This is a genomic window from Streptomyces lasiicapitis (genome assembly GCF_014646335.1).
GTDB classification, from domain to species: domain Bacteria; phylum Actinomycetota; class Actinomycetes; order Streptomycetales; family Streptomycetaceae; genus Streptomyces; species Streptomyces lasiicapitis.
The window spans coordinates 45,595-64,901 of record NZ_BMNG01000004.1 but is presented as its reverse complement, the minus strand read 5'-3'; the positions used below and the strand labels follow the sequence as shown (position 1 = coordinate 64,901).

Below are 19,307 nucleotides of genomic sequence, written 5' to 3'. Positions count from 1 at the left end.
AGGTGTGAGCGTCCGCCCATGGGCGAGCCTCCTAGTACCCGACATCGCGCGATCACCACGCCCCTGGCCGATCATGGGACGGAGGTGACCCGATGACCGAAGTGCTCCTGCTCCTCGTGGCGGTGCTGCTCTCGCTCGCGTGCGGAGTTTTCGTCGCGGCGGAGTTCTCGCTCACGACTGTCGAGCGCAGCGACCTCGAACGCGCCGTGGAGCGCGGCGAGCGGGGCGCCGCCAGCGCCCTCAAGGCCGTCAGGAACCTCACCTTCCAGCTCTCCGGGGCCCAGCTCGGCATCACCGTGACCGGCCTGATCGTCGGCATGCTCGCCAAACCGGCGATCGGCGACCTCATCGAGGGCCCGCTGAACGCCGCGGGCGTCCCCGACTCGGCATCCTCGGCCACCGCCCTCATCCTCGGCACCGCCCTGTCGACCCTCTTCCTGATGGTCGTCGGCGAGCTGGTGCCGAAGAACTGGGCGATCTCCACGCCGCTGCCCATCGCCAAGCGCGTGGCGACGCCGCAGCGCGTGTTCAGCGCGGCCTTCCGCCCCTTCATCAGGCACCTGAACAACACCGCGAACCGCGCGGTGATCCGCTTCGGGATGGAGCCCACCGAGGAGCTCGCCTCCGCGCGCGGGCCCAAGGAGCTCGTCGCCCTGGCCCGGCACTCCGCGAAGGAGGGCGCCCTGGAGGCCGAGACCGCCGAGCGGTTCATGCGCACGCTGAACCTGGCCGACCTCACCGCGGAGAACGTGATGACTCCGCGCGTGCAGGTCGTCGCCCTGGACGTGCAGGCCACCTGCGAGGACGTCGCCAACGTCACCCGCGCGACCGGCCTGTCCCGCTACCCGGTCTACCGCGGCAATCTCGACTCGGTCGTCGGCGTCGTACACATCAAGGACGTGCTGGCCGTGCCCGCCGAGCGCAGGGCGCGCCACTCCGTGAACGAGCTGATGCGCGAGCCGCTGCTCGTACCGGAATCACTGACCGTCGACCGGCTCCTGGACCGGCTCTCGGGCAAGCGCACCATGGCCGTCGTCATCGACGAGTACGGCGGTACGGCGGGCGTCGCGACCCTGGAGGACATCGTCGAGGAAGTCGTCGGCGAGGTCCACGACGAGCACGACCCGCACGAGACGCCCGACCTGGCCCCGGCCGGCACCGACGAGGACGGCCGCGAGCTGTACTCCGCGGACGGCGCGGCCCGCACCGACCAGCTGGCCCGCGTGGGCCTGCGGGTGCCGGACGGTCCGTACGAGACGCTGGCCGGCCTGGTCGCCACCGAGCTGGGCCGCATCCCGGCCGCCGGTGACAGCGTCGAGGTCGCGGGCTGGCGCCTGGACGTGGTGGACGCCACGGGCCGCCGCGCCGCCCGCCTCACACTGCGCGCGCCCGCCGAACCAGCCGGTGACGAGCCGGAGGAGAACAAGCGATGACCGTCATCCAGTTGCTGATCGGCCTGGCGACGCTCGTCGTCAACGCCTTCTTCGTGGGCGCCGAGTTCGCGCTGATCTCCGTGCGTCGCAGCCAGATCGAGCCGTACGCCGAGGAGGGCGACCGGCGCGCCAAGAGCGTGATGTGGGGCCTCAAGCACGTGTCCGCGCTGATGGCGGCGGCACAGCTCGGCATCACGCTGTGCACCCTGGTGCTCGGTGTCGTCGCCGAGCCCGCGATCGCGCACCTGCTTGAGCCGCTGTTCGACGCCGTGGGCGTGCCGCACGGCCTGGTGCACCCGATCTCGTTCGTCATCGCCCTGGCCGTGGCGACGTATCTGCACATGCTGCTCGGCGAGATGATCCCGAAGAACATCGCGCTCGCCGAGCCGGTGCGCAGCGCGCTGCTGCTCGGGCCGCCGCTGGTGGCGTGCGCGCGGGCGGTCCGCCCGGTGGTCTTCACGATCAACGCGTTCGCCAACGCGATCCTGAAGCTGCTGCGGGTCGAGACGAAGGACGAGGTCTCGGCGACCTTCTCGGACGCCGAACTGGCCCGTCTGGTGCAGGACTCCAGCGACGCAGGCCTGATCGACGACCGCGCGCAGGAGCGCCTGCACGACGCCCTGGAGCTGGGCCGCCGTCCGGTGCGGGACGTGGTGCTTCCGCTGGAGCGCGTGGTCTACGCACGCGTGGGGGTCACGCCCGAACGCCTTGAGCGGCTGTCGGCCGAGACCGGCTTCTCGCGCTTCCCCGTCGTGGACGAGGGGCGGCGGATCGTCGGCTACCTCCATGTGAAGGACGCGCTGGACGTCTCGCCCCGGGACCTGCCGTTCCGGGTGTCGGACATGCGTTCCATCGCGCGGGTGCGGGAGACGACGTCCCTGGACGACGTCCTGACGGCCATGCGGGGCAGCCGCACCCATGTGGCGGCGGTGCTCGGCGAGGACGGCCGGCTGGCCGGCATGGTCACCATGGAGGACGTGCTGCGGTCGCTGTTCGGGCAGCCCGTGTGAGGTGAGGGCGCGGCGACGGCTCGCGTGGGGCAGGGGGCGTCGCGGCGGCTCATGTGAAGCGAGGGTCGTCGCGGCGGCCGGGTCTGCCCGAGGAGCACGCGGCGGCGGGTGCGGATGGGGGCGGACTAGGGCGTAGGCAGGCGTCAGAGCACTGGCTGGCGCCCCCGCCCGTCCGGGGTCTCGGTGAAGCCGGGCCCAGGTGGGCCGATCTTCGCGGAGCCGAGGGCGGTCAGGACCGCGAGCAGCGCCGCCATCCCCGCCGTGCCGAGCGCGGCGACCCATTCCACGTCGAGGAGGTTGGTCGCCCCGGCGACGAGGACGGCGGCGAGCGCCTGCGCGAAGGTGCGGACGGCGCGCTCGGCGGTGGCTTTCCAGAAGGCAGCGGTCCACATGACGGACCCCTCTCCGGTAGCGAGGAGCCCTTCGGTGAGCCCTCAACTACCGTCATGTTCCCGCTGGTTGGGGACCGGCGTCGAGATGCGGGCAGGCTCCGGTTCGACGCGCGCGGCCGCGGTCAGGGCGGCGCGCAGGCGGGCCAGGAAGGCCCGTGCCGCGGGACCCGTGGGACCGTCCGTCCGCCAGGCGAGGCCGAGCCGCCCGCGCGGGCACGGCTCGTCGAACCCGACCACCCGCAGTCCGTACGCGTCGGCGGACGCGGACGCGCCCGGCGCGGGGAAGACGGCCACGCCGAGCCCGCGCGCGGCGAGCTGGATCAGCAGCGGAGGCGCCGCCGCCTCGAACGCCACCCTCGGCGTGAACCCCGCCTGCGTACAGGCCCGTTCGAGCACGGCCCGCAGTCCCGTACCGCGTGGCAGGCTGATGAGGGGGCGGCCGGCGAGGGCCGCGAGGGGGACGGTTCCCAGGCCGTCCCCGCGTCCACCGTCCCCGCGTCCGCCGTCCCCGCATCCGCCGTCCCCGCGTCCGCCGGCGCCCGCGAGCGCGGCCCTCGCCTGCGCGACGAGCGGGTCGTCCGCGGCGACCAGCGCCGCCAGCGGTTCGTCGACCACGATCTGCCAGGTCACGCCCTGCGGCGGGGTGTCCTCGGCGAGACCGGCCAGGGCGATGTCGAGCCGCCCCTCGCGCACGGCCGCCAGCATCCGGTCCGACGTGTCCTCGGTGAGGGCGATCTCGACGTGCGGGTGGTCGTCGTGGAAGTCGGCCAGCACCGACGCCACGTCGTACTCGTGCGTCGCCGCGCCCGACACGAGCCCGAGCGTGACCCGCCCGCGCAGCAATCCCGCGTACTCGTCGGCGGTCTGCCGCATCCCGTCGACGGCGGCGAGCGCGGCGCGCGCGTACGGCAGCACGGCCGCGCCCGCCTCCGTCACGGTCACCGAACGGCCCGAGCGGTCCAGGAGCCGCTGCCCCAGCTCCCGTTCCAGCTGGCGTATCTGGGCGCTGACGCCGGGCTGCGCGACATGCAGGGCGGCGGCCGCGCGCGTGAAGTTGGCCTCCTCCACGACGGCGAGGAGGTAGCGGAGCTGTCGAAGTTCCATAACTCGGGATGCTAGCTACGAGATGTACTGAGTCTTGGACTTATGGCCGTGCCCGGACGATCTTTGGAGCATGGCTGACACGGGGAACGATGCTGAGACGGGGAACGACGCCGCCACGGCGAACGGCAACTCCACGGCGAACGACGGCGCGGCGCACACCACCAGGGACATCCGCGCCGCCATCGCGGCCGAACGCCGCGAGCTGGCCGACCTGTTGGAGGGCCTCTCCCCGGAGCAGTGGGACGCCCCGTCGCTGTGCGCGGGCTGGCGCGTGCGCGAGGTCGCCGCCCATATGTCGCTGGGCTTCCGCCACCCGCTCCCCCGCGTCCTGTGGGAGCTGGCGAAGGCGGGCGGGCGCCTGCACCGTATGACGGACCGCCTCGCCCGCGCCGAGGCGGCGGCGTTCCCGCCGGGGGACCTCGCGGGGTTCCTGCGGGACCACGCGGAGCACCCGTGGACCCCGCCCGTCGGCGGCTTCGCGAGCGCGCTCGGCCACGATGTCGTGCACGGACTCGACATCACCGTCGCGCTGGGGATCCCCCGCCGCGTACCGGAGGACCGCCTCCGCATCCTCCTCGACCACGTCACGCCGAAGTCCGCGAAGTTCTTCGGCGCCGACATCGTGGGCCTGGAGCTGCACGCCGAGGACGTCGACTGGGCGCTCGGGTCGGGGGCTCCGCTTTCCGGCTCCGCGCAGGATCTGCTGCTTGTGGCCTTCGGCCGGGGGCTGCCGCCCGGACGGCTGCGCGGCGAGGCGGCGGAACGCTTCACGCGCGCCTGAGCGCAACGCCTCATGCGGGCCTGAGGGGCCCGAGCGGGCCCGCGGGCGGCGGGATACCATCGCATCGCCATGGAGATCGATCCCACTCACACGAGCCTCGTCGCGGTCGGCGACTCCTTCACCGAAGGCATGTCCGACCTGCTTCCCGACGGCAGCTACCGAGGCTGGGCCGACGTGCTCGCCGAGCGCCTCGCGACCCGTACGCCCGGATTCCGGTACGCCAACCTCGCCGTGCGCGGCAAGCTCATCGGGCAGATCGCCGAGGAGCAGGCCCCGATGGCGGCCACGCTCGGCGCCGACGTGATCACCCTCGTCGGCGGCCTCAACGACACGCTGCGGCCCAACTGCGACATGGGCCGGGTGCGGGGCCTCCTGGAGCAGTCGGTGGAGACCCTCGCCCCCGCGTGCAAGCAGCTCGTCCTGATGCGCAGCCCCGGCCGCCAGGGCCCGGTCCTCCAGCGGTTCCGCCCGCGCATGGAGGAGCTCTTCGGATACGTCGACGACCTCGCGGCACGGCACGGCGCCGTCGTCGTGGACCTGTACGGCGCCGCGGCGCTCGCCGACCAGCGGATGTGGGACGTCGACCGGCTGCACCTGACGGCGGAGGGCCACCGCCGCGTCGCCGAGGCGGTGTGGCAGACCCTCGGCCACGCGCCCCAGGACGACTGGCGCACCCCGATGCCCGCCTCCGCCCGCCCCGCCTGGGCCGCCCGCCGCGTGAGCGACGTCCGCTTCGCCCGGCAGCACCTGGGCCCGTGGATCGGCCGCCGCCTCACCGGCCGCTCGTCCGGCGACGGCCGCACGGGCGCCCACGTGGACCCGGCGACGGGACGCGCGTTCTGGGTGACGCCCGAGGACGCGGCGGCCCCGGGACCCGTACAGAGGTGGCGGCGCGTGGAGCCGGACCCGGCCTGAGCGACGGGCGCCACGGACGGATCCGAACCGCTGTGGGCCCTACGTCCCGGTCCTCCCTTCCACCGCTTCCTTCAGCTCCTCCAGCCAGTCGATCAGGGACTGGGCGAGGAGCTTGCGCATGCCCTCGGGATCGGCGTCGACCGGGGCGCCGGTCCAGTACTCCTCGGTGACCACCGACGTACCGCCGTCGGCCGTCGGGACGAAGGTCCAGCGGTGCATGCCGTCGATGCCGGAGGTGGGGCCGCCCCAGGTGATGGAGCGGAACTCGTCCAGGGCCGCGACCGTGGAGGTGATGTCCAGACCGTGCGTGAGCCACCTGAAGGACGCGCCGACCTCCAACCGGCCTGATATCTCGGCCCGTTCGATGCCGCTGTTCCACAGGGGCCAGGCGGCGATGTCGGTGTGCAGCCGCCAGACGTCCTCGACGGGGGCGGCGACGGTGATCTCGTGCCGGGTGCTGATCATGCGGCACCGCCCTCGGTGGACGGGGCCTCGGCGGACGCGGCGTCGGCGTCGGCGATCCACGAGCCGTGGATGCCGCTCGGCACTCGGCGCGGCAGCTCCACGACGGCCACGGGCGCGGTGGTCGGGGCCGAGGCGTCGATGACGAGGAGCTGCGAGGCGTCCTTGGCGATGTCGCTGACGACGGTCAGGAGATAGCCCTCGTCCTCGCCGGTCGCCCCCTCTGCCGGTACGAAGACGGCCTCGCCGGGCATCCGTCCGTACCCCATGCGGACCAGTTCACGGGTGCCCGCGGTGTGGTCCTGCTTGACGATCGCGTACTCGTCGAGCTCCGGGCCGGGGAAGGCCACGGCGTAGCTGTAGCGGTTCGGGCGGCCCACCAGGTCCTCGTTGACGGTGGGGAACTCGGTCACGAGGTCGTCCACCGCCTCCTCGGCCGCGGTGCCGGTGGCCAGGTCGAGGATCCAGCGGTGGCCGGTCGCGCCGACCATGGGCTGCGGTGCGTGGCCGGGCGCGCCGACCCAGAACTTCCACGTCTGCTCCCAGGCTCCGCGGTCGTAGCGCGGCCCGGTCAGGACGACGCGGCCGCGCTCGTCCTCGTACGCATTGGCGACGTGCAGGAGGGCGCCGGGCTCCACCTCGAACCACTGCACCTTCGCGGGTCCGGTGCGCGGCATGACACCTATGCGGGGGGTGTAACGGTCGTTCCAGCGGTACGGGATCCCGGAGTGCTCCTCGGCGTCGAACACGACGGGGAGGTCCAGCCACACCACGTACCGCTCGGTGATCCCGAAGTCGTGCATGAGGGACGGCCCCGCGCCCTCGACGACCTCGGAGCGGACGATGTCGCCCTTGGCGTCGGCGACGTAGTACGTCAGGTACGGAGGGAACGGTCCGTAGCCGAAGAAGTGCAGCTCGCCCGTCACCGGGTCGGTCTTGGGGTGCGCGGTCATCGCGGTCTTCAGGCGGCCGCCGAAGTCGTGGGCGCCGATCGTGTCGAGCTCGGGCGTCATCTCGTACGGGAGGTTGGCCTCCTGGAGGGCGAGGATGCGGCCGGCGTGCTCGACGACGTGCGTGGCGGCGTCACTGGCGCGCAGGTTCGGTACGCCGTCGGCGCCCATGTAGGGCACGCCGTCCAGGGCGGGGGTGTGCACCCAGCGGTTGCGGTACCACTCGGCGCGGCCGTCGCGCAGCCGGACGCCGTGGATCATGCCGCTGCCCTTGAACCAGTGGGTGGGGGTGACGCCGGGCCTGGGGTTGTGGCCGTTGCGGAAGTAGCGGCCGTTGAGCTCTCGCGGGAGGGTGCCGTGCACGGTCAGGCCGTGGGCCGTGGTCTCGTCGGTGACGGGGGTGTAGTGGCCGGTGAGGTAGGGCTTGGTGGTCATGGCTGCTGCCTCCTGGTGAGGTCGGTGGGTTCATTGGTGGCCTTGGTGGCCGTGGTGGGCGGGCCGAGGGTGATCAGGGCGGTGGCGGTCGTGGCGACGGCGATGAGTGCCGTCGTGGTGAAGGCCGTGCGGTAATCGGTCGCGGTGGGTGCGAGGGCGGTCAGCAGGGCGAGGCCGAGGGCACCGCCGATCTGCCGGGTGGTGTTGACGAGGCCGCCCGCGAGTCCCGAGTCGGCGGGCGGCACCCCGTCGGTGGACAGCGCGGTGAGCCGTACGAACGCGATGCCGAGCCCCGCGCCCACGAGGACCGACGGGCCGAGCAGGTCGACGGCGAAGCTGCCGTCGGTACGGGCCAGGGCGAGCAGCCCGAGCCCGAGGGTCAGGGCGGTGAGCCCTGCGCCGAGGCCCGCGCGCGGGGGCAGCCGGGGCGCGAGGGTGGACGCGGCGACGACGGTGAGCGCGAGCGGAAGCTGGGTGAGACCCGCCTCCAACGCGCCGTATCCGAGGACTTGTTGCTGGTAGAGCGGCAGGAAGTAGAAGAGGCCGACCCAGATGGCGCCGAGCAGCGTCATGGCCAGGTTGGCCGCGGCGACGCGTCCGGTGCGCAGCAGGCGCGGCGGTACGAGCGGAGTGCGGGCCCGGCGTTGGCGGTGGGCGAACACGGCGAGGAGCGCGAGGCCCGCGGCGGCGGGGAGCGGCTGCTTGGCGGTGAGCGCGTAGACGAGCGCGGTCAGGCCCGCCGTCGAGGTGAGCGCGCCGACCACGTCGAGGCCGCCGCCCGACGGCCGGTCGGCGGGGACAAGGAGCAGGGTCGCCGCGAGCGAGGCGCCGGCGAGCGGCACCGCGACGAAGAACACCGCACGCCAGCCGTACCACTCGGTGAGTACGCCGCTGAGGATCACCCCGGCCGCACCTCCCGCACCGGATACCGCACCCCACACACCGAGTGCCGTGCCGCGCCCCAGCCTCTTCGCCCCGCCGGGCGCCGGACCCGACGGGAAGATCAGCAGGACGAGCGCGAGCGCGGCGGGCGCGAGGAGCGCCGCACCGACGCCCTGGACGGCGCGGGCCGTGATCAGCGCGGCGGCGTTCGGAGCGAGGCCCGCGGCGAGCGAGGCGAGCGCGAACACCGTGGTCCCGGCCACGAACATCCGCCGCCGCCCGAAGAGATCCGCAAGCCGCCCACCGGGCAGCAACAGCGCACCGAAGGCGAGCACATAGGCGTTCACCACCCAGGACAGCGCACCGGGCCCCAGGCCGAGCCCTTCGGAGACCGCGGGCAGCGCCACATTCACGATCGAGGTACTGAGGACCACGACGAACTGAGCCGTCGCGAGCGCCGCGAGTGCGGGCCCCTGCCGTGTCCCCGAGACCCCCGGGGCTCGCCCCGCCTGGCGCCGTGCCCGTGCCTCCCTCTGTTGTTCCCTCACCATCACGCCCAACCCCCAAGTTCCGAGCCCTGCGCTCCGGCGACAGAGAAAGAGTGGTCGATCACTCACACTTCACTCCGAAGAGAAGGCCGCGGGCGCGCGGCCTCCGTGCGGAGCGGCGATTCAGTGACTCAGTAGTGCCTGATACCCGCCAGCAGCGTCCTGGTCCACGGCGCGTCCACCTCGAGCGCGCCGATCGACACCACGACATTGCACAGGAACCCTCTGGCGAAGAACTCCTGCACATCACCGTCCTGCGCCCCGGACGCGGACCGCACATACTCCACGAGCCGTGCGTACATCCCCTGCACCGCCTGCCTGATCTCCGGCTCGCTGGCCGCGCAGTTGGCGTGCATCAGGACCTTCAGCAGATCCTCCCGGTCCGCGATGAGGTGCGCGTACTCATCCCCCATCGCCCGCAGCACGTCAACGGGATCCGCACTGCCCACCTTCGCGACCGCCTCACCGAGCCGCTCACGGATCAGCCGCGAGACATCCTCGATCACGGCCACGAACAACGCCCGCTTGTCCGGGAACAGCCGGTACAGATACGACTGCGAGATCCCGGCCCCCTTGGCGACCTCCGTCGTGGACGTGCCGTAATACCCGCGCGCCGCGAACACCTTCGCCGCGGTCGCCAGCACCTCACCTCTGCGCGCCTCCGCCGTGGAGAGCTGACGCGCCTTCGTCGTTCCCATGTGAGTAATAGACCACTCACACCTGGGCGACGTCAAGCTCTTCAACCCGCTGCCTTGACGGCGGAATACGCCGCGGAGGCGGCGGGTTGACGAGACCCAGTTATTGATCATGTATCGATCCCGCCCGAGAAGGAGCCGCACCGTGAGCACGACACCTCTCACCCCGGACACCGATACCGGCACGGACGCCGACCGCAGGCGCCCGGACGGTGGCCGCCTCGAAGGGCGCACCGTCGTCCTGATCGGCGGCGGCTCCGGGATCGGCCTGCGCGTCGCGCACCAGGCGGTCGCGGCCGGGGCCCGGGTGGTGCTCGGCGGGCGGTCACCGGAGCGTCTGGCCGCCGCGGCCGAGGTGCTGGGCGACGCGGCGACGTGGCACACCGTCGACGTCACCGACCGGGCCTCGCTCGCCGCCTTCTTCGACCGGCTCGACCGCGTCGACCATCTCCTCACCACCGCCGGGACCTACCAGGTGGGCCCCATGCGGGAGTTGAGCGACGAGGACGCCGAGAGCCCCTTCGTGTCGAAGTTCTGGGGCCAGTACCACGCGGTACGCTTCGCCGCGCCGAAACTCACCCCCGACGCGTCCGTGGTCCTGATGTCCGGCGCCGCGGGCGCGCGTCCCCCGGGTCCGGCGCCCGCGTACGCCGCGTGCAACGCCGCCCTGGAAGGCCTCGCTCGCGGCCTCGCCGTCGAGCTCGCCCCGGTCCGCGTCAACGTCGTCTCCCCCGGCACCGTCGACGGCCACCTCTGGGAGGGACGTCCCGCGGCGGCCCGCGAGGCCGCGTTCGCCCAGTACCGCCGCGACACCCTCCTGCACCGGCTGGGCAGCGAGGACGAGATCGCCGACACCGTGCTCTTCCTCTTCGCCAACAGCTACATGACCGGCTCGACGCTCTACCCCGACGGCGGCTACACGCTGCGCTGACTCTTGTAGCTTCCGACGACGAAAGCCGCGGCGCTGGCCTGCAGAAACCGCCAGTAGAATGGCCGACTGTGACTGCCGCGCCTGCAAAGCCCCGTATCCCGAACGTCCTCGCCGGGCGTTATGCCTCCACCGAGCTCGCCACGCTCTGGTCGCCCGAGCAGAAGGTGAAGCTGGAGCGCCGCCTCTGGCTCGCCGTCCTGCGCGCGCAGAAGGACCTCGGCATCGACGTGCCGGACGCCGCGATCGCCGACTACGAGCGCGTGCTCGACCAGGTCGACCTCGCCTCCATCGCCGAGCGCGAGAAGGTCACCCGCCACGATGTGAAGGCCCGCATCGAGGAGTTCAACGCCCTCGCCGGTCACGAGCACGTCCACAAGGGCATGACCTCCCGCGACCTCACCGAGAACGTGGAGCAGCTCCAGGTCCGGCTCTCCCTGGAGCTCGTCCGCTCCCGCACGGTCGCCGTCCTCGCCCGCCTCGGCCGCCTCTCCGGTGAGTACGCCGAGCTGGTCATGGCCGGCCGCTCCCACAACGTCGCCGCGCAGGCCACCACCCTCGGCAAGCGCTTCGCCACCGCCGCCGACGAACTCCTCGTGGCCTACCGCCGCCTGGACGACCTCCTCGGCCGCTACCCGCTGCGCGGCATCAAGGGCCCCGTCGGCACCGCCCAGGACATGCTCGACCTGCTGGGCGGCGACGCCGACAAGCTCACCGAGCTGGAGGGCCGCATCGCCACCCACCTCGGCTTCGACCGCGCCTTCACCTCCGTCGGCCAGGTCTACCCGCGCTCCCTCGACTACGAGGTCGTCACGGCTCTCGTGCAGCTCGCCGCCGCGCCGTCCTCCCTGGCCAAGACGATCCGCCTGATGGCCGGCCACGAACTGGTCACCGAGGGCTTCAAGCCCGGCCAGGTCGGCTCCTCCGCGATGCCGCACAAGATGAACACCCGCTCCTGCGAGCGCGTCAACGGCCTGACCGTCATCCTGCGCGGCTACGCCTCGATGACCGCCGAGCTGGCCGGCGACCAGTGGAACGAGGGTGACGTCTCCTGCTCCGTCGTGCGCCGCGTGGCCCTGCCCGACGCGTTCTTCGCCTTGGACGGCCTGCTGGAGACCTTCCTCACCGTCCTCGACGAGTTCGGCGCGTTCCCGGCCGTCGTCGCCCGTGAGCTGGACCGCTACCTGCCGTTCCTCGCCACGACCAAGGTGCTCATGGCGTCGGTGCGGGCCGGTGTCGGCCGCGAGGAGGCCCACGAGGCCATCAAGGAGAACGCGGTGGCTTCCGCGCTCGCCATGCGCGAGCAGGGCGCGGAGCGCAACGAGCTCCTGGACAAGCTGGCCGCCGACTCCCGCATTCCGCTGGACCGCGCCCAGTTGGACGGCCTGATGGCCGACAAGCTGTCGTTCACCGGCGCCGCGAGCGACCAGGTCGCCGCGGTCGTCGCCCAGATCGAGGCGGTGCTCAAGGAGCACCCCGAGGCGGCGGCATACACGCCGGGCGCGATTCTCTGAGCCGTCCGCGACGCCCGCGCAGGGCGGCACGGGACTGACTTCGACGCGGCGGGCCGTGGTTTGTGCATCCGGTGGGGCTAGCTCCTCGCCCGGTGCGAACCGCGGCCCGCCTTACGTATGCGGGCCACCACGAACGCCACTACGGCCAGGGCGACCACGCCGAGGACCGCCTTGGAGTACAGGCCGACGGCGTCGGTGACCTCGTGCCAGCGGCTGCCCAGTCCGTAGCCGAGGAGGACGAACACGCTGTTCCACAGCAGGCTGCCCAGCGTGGTCAGGCCCAGGAACAGGGGCAGTGGCATGCGCTCGATGCCCGCCGGTATCGAGATCATGCTGCGGAATATCGGGATCATGCGGCCGAAGAACACGGCCTTGGTGCCGTGCCGGGCGAACCACGTCTCCGTCTTCTCTATGTCCGACGTCTTCACCAGCGGAAGGCGCGCGGCGATGGCGACGGTGCGGTCACGGCCGAGCAGCGCGCCGACCCAGTACAGCGCGAGGGCCCCGACGACCGAGCCGACCGTGGTCCACAGCAGGGCTGAGAACAGGCTGAACTTGCCCTGGCTGGCGGCGAAGCCGGCGAGCGGCAGGATCACCTCGCTGGGCAGCGGCGGGAACAGATTCTCCAGCGCGATCGCCACACCGGCGCCGATCGCGCCGAGCGAGTCCATGAGGTCGGCCGCCCATCCCGCTATACCGCCCGCGGGGGCGTCCGCGTCCGCGGCCGCGTACACGACGGACCGGACGGACCGCACGGACGCCGCGGCTGTCGCGGACGCGGATGCGGCGGCTGCGACGGCGGGCTCGGACCCGGCGGCGAGGGTGTGTTCAGCGATGGGAATCATGTCTTCGACGGTACGGAAACCGCAGGCCACCGCGGTATGAGGGCGGCCGCAGAGTTCCGCTGCGGGCCGCCGCAGGCGGGGCCTGCGGTCGACCGCAGTCAGCTTTACGGTTTTCCGCAGTCCGCCGCGCGCACCGCTCGGATAGCGTGATTGATCATGCGAAACTTTCTCGCCCGCCGACTGCGCGTCGCCGCCGGAGTCCTGCTCGGATTCCTCAGCGGCATCGTCGAGTTGGCCATGACGCTCGTGTCCGGGCTGTGGCTGCTCGCCACACTCGGGCGCTCCGCCGACGCCAGTCGCGGCGAGCCCCGGATACTGGCGGCCGCCCGCTGGTGGTCCGAGCTGCAGCGGCGCCGGATGGCGCTCTGCTACGGCACGGGCACGGCGGAGAGGACGGCACCGCTGACCGGCATGCCCGCCCTCTCCTATGTGGCCACGCGCTGGACGGTCGGGATGCTGGGCGGCGTGGTGCTGCTGGCCGCGGTGGTCGGCGCGGGCTATGCGTCCCTGCTGGTGTGGGGCTGGTTCCTGGCAGCCGACCTGGACGACTGGGCGCTGACCGTGGCGCCGTCCGCGTTCGCCGGCCTCTTCCTGCTCTTCCTGTGCATACAAGGCGTGCACGCCGTGGCGCTGATGGACGAGCAGTTGGCCCGCCACTTCCTCAGCCCCAGCGACCGCCAGAGCATGGAGCGCCGCATCGGCGAGCTGGCCAAGAGCCGGGCCGGAGTCGTGGAGGCCGTTCACGACGAGCGCCGCCGCATCGAGCGGGACCTGCACGACGGCGTTCAGCAACGACTGGTCGCGCTGGGCATGCTGCTCGGCCGGGCACGGCGTGTCCCGGACCCCGACAAGGCGGCGGAGCTGCTCCGCCAGGCCCACGAGGAGTCGCAACAGGCCCTCAAGGAGCTGCGGGACGTGGCGTGGCGCGTGTATCCGGCGGCGCTCGACGAGGGCGGACTCGCCGCCGCCCTGGAGTCGGTCGCCGAGCGTGCCGCGATACCCGTGCGGCTCGCCTGCGCCCTGCGGGACACACCCCCGCCGACGGCGCAGGCAGTCGCGTACTTCGTAGCCGCCGAAGCCGTGACGAACGCGGTCAAGCACTCCGGTGCCGACCATGTCACGGTGCGGGCCGACCTCACCGACACACTGCTGCGGCTCCGTGTCGAGGACGACGGCCGCGGCGGGGCCGACCCGTCAGGAAGCGGGCTCCTTGGCCTGACCCGCCGGGTCGCGGCGCTCGACGGTACGTTGACGGTGGCCAGTCCGGCCGGGGGTCCCACCGTCATCACCGCGGAGTTGCCATGCGTGTAATGCTCGCCGACGACTCGACGCTGCTGCGTGAGGGCCTGGCCCGGCTGCTCGCCGAAGAGGGACACGAGGTGACGGCGTCCGTGGGGGACGCGCAGGCCCTGCTCGAGGCGATCGCCAGCGACCCGCCGGACGCCGCCGTGGTCGATGTGCGGATGCCGCCGACGCACACCGACGAGGGACTGCGGGCCGCCCTGGAGATCCGCCGCACCTGGCCGGACACAGGCGTCCTCGTGCTCTCGCAGTACGTCGAACGGCGTTACGCCACGGACCTGTTGACCACAGCAACGGAAGGAGTCGGCTATCTGCTCAAGGACCGTGTCGTCCAGGTCGACGAGTTCCTGGACGCGCTCGACCGTGTCGGGGCGGGCAGGACGGCCTTCGACCCGGAGGTCGTACGCCAGTTGCTGACGTTCAGCAGCCATGTGGATCCGCTGCAGCGGCTGACCGAGCGTGAGCGCGAGGTGCTCGCCAAGATGGCGCAGGGGCACACGAACGCGGCCATCGCGGAGCAACTGCACGTCTCGCAGAGCGCGGTGGAGAAGTACGTCAACGCGATCTTCGACAAGTTGGAGCTGACCAACGGCGGCGGGTACAGCCGCAGGGTGCTGGCGATCCTGCGCTTTCTCGGCTCGTGACGCCGACGGAGCGGGAGTTCCGCGGCGCCGCCGTCCGGCCTTGAGAGCGCAGGACCGCGTGTGGGGGCGTCTGACGGGAGAGGTCTGACGCGGGGGGTGTGGCGGAGGGGGTGTGGCGGAGGGGCGGTTAGAGGCCGACGTCACGGCTGCGGAAGTCCTCCAGGGACTCGCGGCGTACGAGGAGCCGGGCGTGGCCGTCGGCGACGGCGACCACCGGGGGGCGGCCGACGAGGTTGTAGCCGGAGGCCATCGACAGGTGATAGGCGCCGGCGACGGGGACGGCGAGCAGGTCGCCGGGGCGGGTGTCGGAGGGGAGGTGGATGTCGGAGGCGAGAACGTCGCCGGCCTCGCAGTGGCGTCCGACGACGGTCACGGGTGCGGGCGCGGCGGTGGAGCGGCGGCCGATGAGACGGGGCAGGTAGCGGACGCCGTAGAGCGCGGGGCGCGGGTTGTCGCTCATGCCGCCGTCGACGGCCACGAAGGTGCGGTCGCTGGTGCGCTTGACCGACAGGACGCGATACAGGGCGACACCCGCGGGGCCCGCGATGGCGCGGCCGGGTTCGACGACCAGGCGGGGCACGGCGAGGCCGGCGGCGGCGCAGCTCTCGGCGAGTTCGGCGCGTACCTTGCGGGCGAGGGTGGTGATGTCGAGAGCGTCCTCGCCCGGGTTGTAGGCGATGCCGTGGCCGCCGCCGAGGTCCAGTTCGGGGAGGGTGATGCCGTGGTGGTCCTTGATGCGGGCCATCAGTCCGACGAGGCGGCGCACGGCGCTCAGGAACGGCTTGTCGGTGGCGATCTGGGAGCCCAGATGGCAGTGCAGGCCGACCAGTTCGAGGCCGGGCTGGTCGAGGATGCGGGCGATGGCGTGCTGCGCGGAGCCGTCCGTGATGGACAGGCCGAACTTCTGGTCCTCCGTGCCCGTCTGGATCTTGCTGTGTCCGCCCGCGGCGATGCCGGGTACGACGCGGACGAGGACCTTCTGGCGGCTGCCGGGCGGCACGGCGGCGGCAAGGCGGGCGATCTCGGAGGCGCTGTCGATGACGATGCGTCCGACGCCGAGGCGCAGGGCGGAGCGCAGGTCCTCGGGGCTCTTGGCGTTGCCGTGCAGGACGATGCGGGAGGCGGGGAAGCCGGTGGTGACGGCGAGTTCGAGTTCGCCGGCGGAGCAGACGTCGAGGCCCAGGCCCTCCTCCTCGACCCAGTGGGCCATGGCGCGGCAGAGGAACGCCTTGGCCGCGTACAGGACGTCGGTCTCGGGGAAGGCGTGCTGGTAGGTGCGGCAGCGTTCACGCACCTCGGCCTCGTCGAGGAGGTAGGCCGGGGTGCCGAAGCGGTCGGCGATCTCGGTGAGCGGTACGCCGCCGACGGCCAGGTCGCCGTGGGCGAGCCGCGTGGTGGAGTGCGGCCACACGGTCAGGTCGTCGGGGGCGTCCATGGGCGGGGCGCCGACGGGGGCCGTGGTGGGGCCGGGGGTTGCGGGGATGTCCGCAAGGGTCATGGTTAGCTTCTCTTTTCGCCTCGTCGTCTTCACGTCGTCCTCGTCGTCCTCGTCGTCCTCGTCGTCCTCGTCTCGGGCGCTGACGGCCTCTCGGCCGCTGTCGGCGTGTCGGGCGCGGTCGGCGTCAGCGCCGTCATGGGCGGCGGCGGGGGTAGTTCGTCAGTTGTGGTGGCAGCGGGGCGGGCCGGTGGCGGCGCCGTGACCGGTATCGAGGACGTCAAGGGCGTCTCTCCCTGGTCCGCGCTGTCGCGGGCCCGCGCCGCTGTGAGTGGCTGGAGCTCGGTGGGTGTCCAAGCCGGCTCAGGGGGCCGCGCCAGTACCGGCGTCATCGGCGTCCTCCGCGCGCCTTCACACAGCGCCCCCGGCGTCCTGGCACTCCGTGCCCCAGGCCCGGGTTTCAGCCGATCCAGGCGGTCAGGGCGCCGACGATCGCCGCCGCTCCGGTGACGCGCAGCGCGCCCACGGCCTGTGGGTCCCAGTCCCGCCAGCGGGAGGTGCGCCGAGCGGTGTCGGCGGACGCGGCGACGGCCCCGGGGCCGGCCGGCGTGAGGTGCGGGGCGGCGGGCGAGGCAGGCGCGGCGGGCAAGGCGGGGACGCGGCGGAGGTCCGGGGAGTCGGCGGTGCGGCTGTCGGCCGGGCGGCCGGAGGGACGGGAGGTGCGGGAGGTACGGGAGGTGCGGGCCTCGGCCGGGAAGCCGGGCGGGAGGCCGGTGGCCGTCGAGTCGGCCGTGCGTGGCGTGAGGCGCGGGTCGACCGTGACACGGGCGACACCCAGCGGTTCGGTGAGCGAGCGCAGCGCGGGTTCGGAGAGCCGGATCCAGGGCTGACGGGCGCCGAGTTCGTCGGCGAGGCGCTGCGGTGTGGTGAACGCGACGGCGGTGCGGCCGCCGACGGGAGTGCGGAACAGGCGGGCGACACAGCCCGCGGGTCCCGGCCGGACGGGCACGAACAGGGGTCCGGCCGGGCCCCGTTCGGAAGGCTCGGGGTCTTCTCCGTACACCAGCTGCTGGGTCATGGAAATCCTCCTTGAGGAGCCTCGGCAGGCCCTCGTCGGGTCGGGCGGTCGCCGTGGTCCCGGTGGCGCGCAGACGAGCACCGGGCACACGGTGACGTTATGCCCGGCACGGGGTGTCAACCGACCGACCATGACGACCCGTTGACGGAGATGCGGCGCACGCTGACACTCTGCTGACGCGCGGGCCCGGCGTACGGGCCGGCGTACGGGCCCGAACGGGTGAGGGTGGGCCCCTCCAGGCATGCGCGACAAGTGGGCACGACCAGCCGGGCCAGGCGTGCACGGCAAGCGACAAGTGAGGTCACGTGCGGATACTGACGTGGAACGTATGGGGCCGCTTCGGCCCCTGGGAGCAACGGCAGAAGGCGATCCTCTCGGTGCTCCGCGACCTGCGGCCGGACGTCGTGGGCCTGCAGGAGGTCTGGCAGAAGAACGGCGAGAACCTGGCCGAATGGCTCGCCGACGAGTTGGACCTGCACTGGACGTGGGAGCCGACGCCCGCCCCGCAGTGGTGGCGGCAGCGCGTCGGCGATCCCGCGGTCGACTTCGGCAACGCGGTCCTCAGCCGGTGGCCGGTGGCCGACCGGGCGGTGGCGCAGTTGCCGCCGCTCCACGAGGCAGGTGACGACGGCCGCCTCGACGCGGCAGGTGACGACGGCCCTTTCGACGCGGCAAGCGACGACGGCCGCCTCGTGCTGTACGCGCGTCTGGCCGCGCCAGGCCAGGACGTACCGTTCTTCACCACGCATCTGTCGTCCCCGCCGTACGCGTCGGCGGTGCGGTGCGCCCAGGTCGCGGTGCTCGCGGCGTTCGTGGCCGAACACCGGACCGGAACGGCGTTCCCGCCCGTCGTCACAGGGGACTTCAACGCCGTGCCGGACTCGGACGAGATCCGGCTCCTGGGCGGGTACCGCACGGCGCCCGCCGTACCGGGTCAGGTGCTCCTGGACGCCTGGCAGTACGCGGAGCCGGGCGCCGCGTCCGCCACCTGGGACGCGGAGAACCCGTACGTGGCGCCGACACACGACCCGAGCATCCGGATCGACTACGTCCACGTCGGGCCGTGCGGCCCCGGAGGCCTCGGAGCGGTGCGCGGCGTACGGCGCGCGGGCGACGGGCCCGTCGACGGCGTCTGGCCGTCCGACCACGCGGCGGTCGTCGCGGACCTGGCGGGCCCGGACGCGACCTCCGGCTGACAGTCCTCCCCCGAACCTCCGGCTGGCAGGCCCACGGACCCCGCACCCGGCACCCGGTCACCCCTCGAACCGATACCCCATCCCCGGCGCCGTGATCAGATGCCGTGGATGAGCCGGGTCCGGCTCGAGTTTTCGCCGCAACTGGGCCATGTAGACCCGCAGGTAGTTCGTCCGCGTGCTGTGCGTGGGCCCCCACACCTCGCCGAGGAGCTGCTGCTGGCTGACCAGGCGGCCGCGGTGGCGGACCAGGACCTCCAGGAGGTGCCACTCGGTGGGGGTGAGACGCACGGCGCGGCCGTCCCGTAAGGCCTTCTTGGCCAGCAGGTCGAGGGTGAAGCCCTCGGTCTCGATGACGGCCGTGGTCTCTCCGCGCTCCGCGGAGCGGGTCCTGCGGGCGGCGGCCCGCAGCCGGGCGAGGAGCTCGTCCATGCTGAACGGTTTGGGGATGTAGTCGTCGGCGCCCGCGTCGAGCACCGCGACCTTCTCGTCGGAGGCCTGGCGGGCGGACACGACGAGGATGGGTGCGCGGCTGAAGCCCCGCAGCCATCTGATCACGTCGATGCCGTCCATGTCGGGCAGCCCGAGATCAAGGAGGACCACGTCCGGCGGACGCGCCGATGCGAGACGCTGGGCCGTGCCCCCGTCGACCGCGGCGTCCACCTCGTACTTGCGTGCCTTCAGATTGATCTCCAGAGCCCGTACGAGCTGTGGGTCGTCCTCGACCACCAGCACCCGGGTCATCGGTGTGCCGCCTCCTG

The 19,307-nt window shown here is 72.7% G+C and carries 19 protein-coding genes; 9 read left to right on the top strand and 10 right to left on the bottom strand.

The window, feature by feature from the left end:
* The first annotated feature begins 92 nt into the window (after window positions 1-92).
* Window positions 93-1,433: a hemolysin family protein gene (locus tag IEY91_RS08835; protein WP_189173532.1), complete on the top strand. Its 1,341-nt coding sequence runs from the start codon at window positions 93-95 to the stop codon at window positions 1,431-1,433.
* On the top strand, window positions 1,430-2,443 hold the full coding sequence (locus tag IEY91_RS08830; protein ID WP_164326640.1) for a hemolysin family protein: 1,014 nt from the start codon (window positions 1,430-1,432) through the stop codon (window positions 2,441-2,443). The genes IEY91_RS08835 and IEY91_RS08830 overlap by 4 nt, the downstream gene beginning before the upstream one ends.
* Window positions 2,444-2,586: 143 nt before the next feature.
* On the opposite strand, the gene IEY91_RS08825 is transcribed toward IEY91_RS08830, so the two are convergent.
* Window positions 2,587-2,835 (bottom strand): holin, encoded by a 249-nt coding sequence (locus IEY91_RS08825; RefSeq protein ID WP_164326639.1) that lies wholly within the window; start codon window positions 2,833-2,835, stop codon window positions 2,587-2,589.
* Between the two features lie 42 nt (window positions 2,836-2,877).
* Window positions 2,878-3,939: a LysR family transcriptional regulator gene (locus tag IEY91_RS08820; RefSeq protein ID WP_189173531.1), complete on the bottom strand. Its 1,062-nt coding sequence runs from the start codon at window positions 3,937-3,939 to the stop codon at window positions 2,878-2,880.
* Between the two features lie 70 nt (window positions 3,940-4,009).
* Here IEY91_RS08820 and IEY91_RS08815 point away from each other — a divergent pair, with 70 nt between their 5' ends.
* A complete protein-coding gene (locus IEY91_RS08815; RefSeq protein ID WP_189173530.1) occupies window positions 4,010-4,720 on the top strand; it encodes a maleylpyruvate isomerase family mycothiol-dependent enzyme in 711 nt (236 codons plus the stop codon).
* 69 nt (window positions 4,721-4,789) lie between these two features.
* Complete coding sequence (locus IEY91_RS08810) at window positions 4,790-5,635, top strand: SGNH/GDSL hydrolase family protein (RefSeq protein ID WP_189173529.1); 846 nt, start codon at window positions 4,790-4,792, stop codon at window positions 5,633-5,635.
* 39 nt (window positions 5,636-5,674) lie between these two features.
* Here the strand turns inward: IEY91_RS08810 and IEY91_RS08805 are convergent, their stop codons facing one another.
* The 4 genes from IEY91_RS08805 to IEY91_RS08790 form a co-directional block, all read right to left on the bottom strand.
* Window positions 5,675-6,100, bottom strand: a complete 426-nt coding sequence (locus tag IEY91_RS08805; RefSeq protein ID WP_189173528.1) for an SRPBCC family protein — start codon at window positions 6,098-6,100, stop codon at window positions 5,675-5,677.
* Window positions 6,097-7,482 (bottom strand): carotenoid oxygenase family protein, encoded by a 1,386-nt coding sequence (locus tag IEY91_RS08800; RefSeq protein WP_189173527.1) that lies wholly within the window; start codon window positions 7,480-7,482, stop codon window positions 6,097-6,099. The genes IEY91_RS08805 and IEY91_RS08800 overlap by 4 nt, the downstream gene beginning before the upstream one ends.
* Entirely contained in the window at window positions 7,479-8,915 is a 1,437-nt protein-coding gene (locus IEY91_RS08795) for an MFS transporter (protein ID WP_189173526.1), read from the bottom strand. Before IEY91_RS08795 ends, IEY91_RS08800 begins: the two co-directional genes overlap by 4 nt.
* A 128-nt stretch (window positions 8,916-9,043) precedes the next feature.
* The gene (locus tag IEY91_RS08790) at window positions 9,044-9,610 is read right to left on the bottom strand and encodes a TetR/AcrR family transcriptional regulator (protein ID WP_164326632.1); all 567 of its coding nucleotides are present in this window, start codon (window positions 9,608-9,610) and stop codon (window positions 9,044-9,046) included.
* A gap of 142 nt (window positions 9,611-9,752) precedes the next feature.
* On the opposite strand from IEY91_RS08790, the gene IEY91_RS08785 reads away from it, so the two are divergent.
* Both IEY91_RS08785 and purB read left to right on the top strand, forming a co-directional pair.
* On the top strand, window positions 9,753-10,538 hold the full coding sequence (locus IEY91_RS08785; protein WP_229696811.1) for an SDR family oxidoreductase: 786 nt from the start codon (window positions 9,753-9,755) through the stop codon (window positions 10,536-10,538).
* 68 nt (window positions 10,539-10,606) lie between these two features.
* Window positions 10,607-12,049, top strand: a complete 1,443-nt coding sequence (gene purB, locus IEY91_RS08780) for an adenylosuccinate lyase (protein ID WP_189173524.1) — start codon at window positions 10,607-10,609, stop codon at window positions 12,047-12,049.
* A 77-nt stretch (window positions 12,050-12,126) separates the two neighbouring features.
* Here the strand turns inward: purB and IEY91_RS08775 are convergent, their stop codons facing one another.
* The gene (locus IEY91_RS08775) at window positions 12,127-12,894 is read right to left on the bottom strand and encodes a DedA family protein (protein ID WP_229696810.1); all 768 of its coding nucleotides are present in this window, start codon (window positions 12,892-12,894) and stop codon (window positions 12,127-12,129) included.
* A 156-nt stretch (window positions 12,895-13,050) separates the two neighbouring features.
* Between IEY91_RS08775 and IEY91_RS08770 the strand changes: the two genes are divergently transcribed.
* Both IEY91_RS08770 and IEY91_RS08765 read left to right on the top strand, forming a co-directional pair.
* Window positions 13,051-14,205 (top strand): sensor histidine kinase, encoded by a 1,155-nt coding sequence (locus IEY91_RS08770; protein ID WP_164326629.1) that lies wholly within the window; start codon window positions 13,051-13,053, stop codon window positions 14,203-14,205.
* Window positions 14,205-14,840, top strand: a complete 636-nt coding sequence (locus IEY91_RS08765; protein ID WP_204328262.1) for a response regulator transcription factor — start codon at window positions 14,205-14,207, stop codon at window positions 14,838-14,840. Before IEY91_RS08770 ends, IEY91_RS08765 begins: the two co-directional genes overlap by 1 nt.
* A gap of 127 nt (window positions 14,841-14,967) precedes the next feature.
* Here the strand turns inward: IEY91_RS08765 and lysA are convergent, their stop codons facing one another.
* Entirely contained in the window at window positions 14,968-16,338 is a 1,371-nt protein-coding gene (lysA, locus tag IEY91_RS08760) for a diaminopimelate decarboxylase (protein WP_164326627.1), read from the bottom strand.
* Between the two features lie 397 nt (window positions 16,339-16,735).
* A complete protein-coding gene (locus tag IEY91_RS42605) occupies window positions 16,736-17,353 on the bottom strand; it encodes an SAV_915 family protein (protein WP_373287910.1) in 618 nt (205 codons plus the stop codon).
* A gap of 305 nt (window positions 17,354-17,658) precedes the next feature.
* Here IEY91_RS42605 and IEY91_RS08750 point away from each other — a divergent pair, with 305 nt between their 5' ends.
* Complete coding sequence (locus IEY91_RS08750) at window positions 17,659-18,549, top strand: endonuclease/exonuclease/phosphatase family protein (RefSeq protein WP_189173523.1); 891 nt, start codon at window positions 17,659-17,661, stop codon at window positions 18,547-18,549.
* A gap of 57 nt (window positions 18,550-18,606) precedes the next feature.
* Here the strand turns inward: IEY91_RS08750 and IEY91_RS08745 are convergent, their stop codons facing one another.
* Entirely contained in the window at window positions 18,607-19,290 is a 684-nt protein-coding gene (locus IEY91_RS08745) for a response regulator (RefSeq protein WP_164326625.1), read from the bottom strand.
* Between the last annotated feature and the right edge of the window lie 17 nt (window positions 19,291-19,307).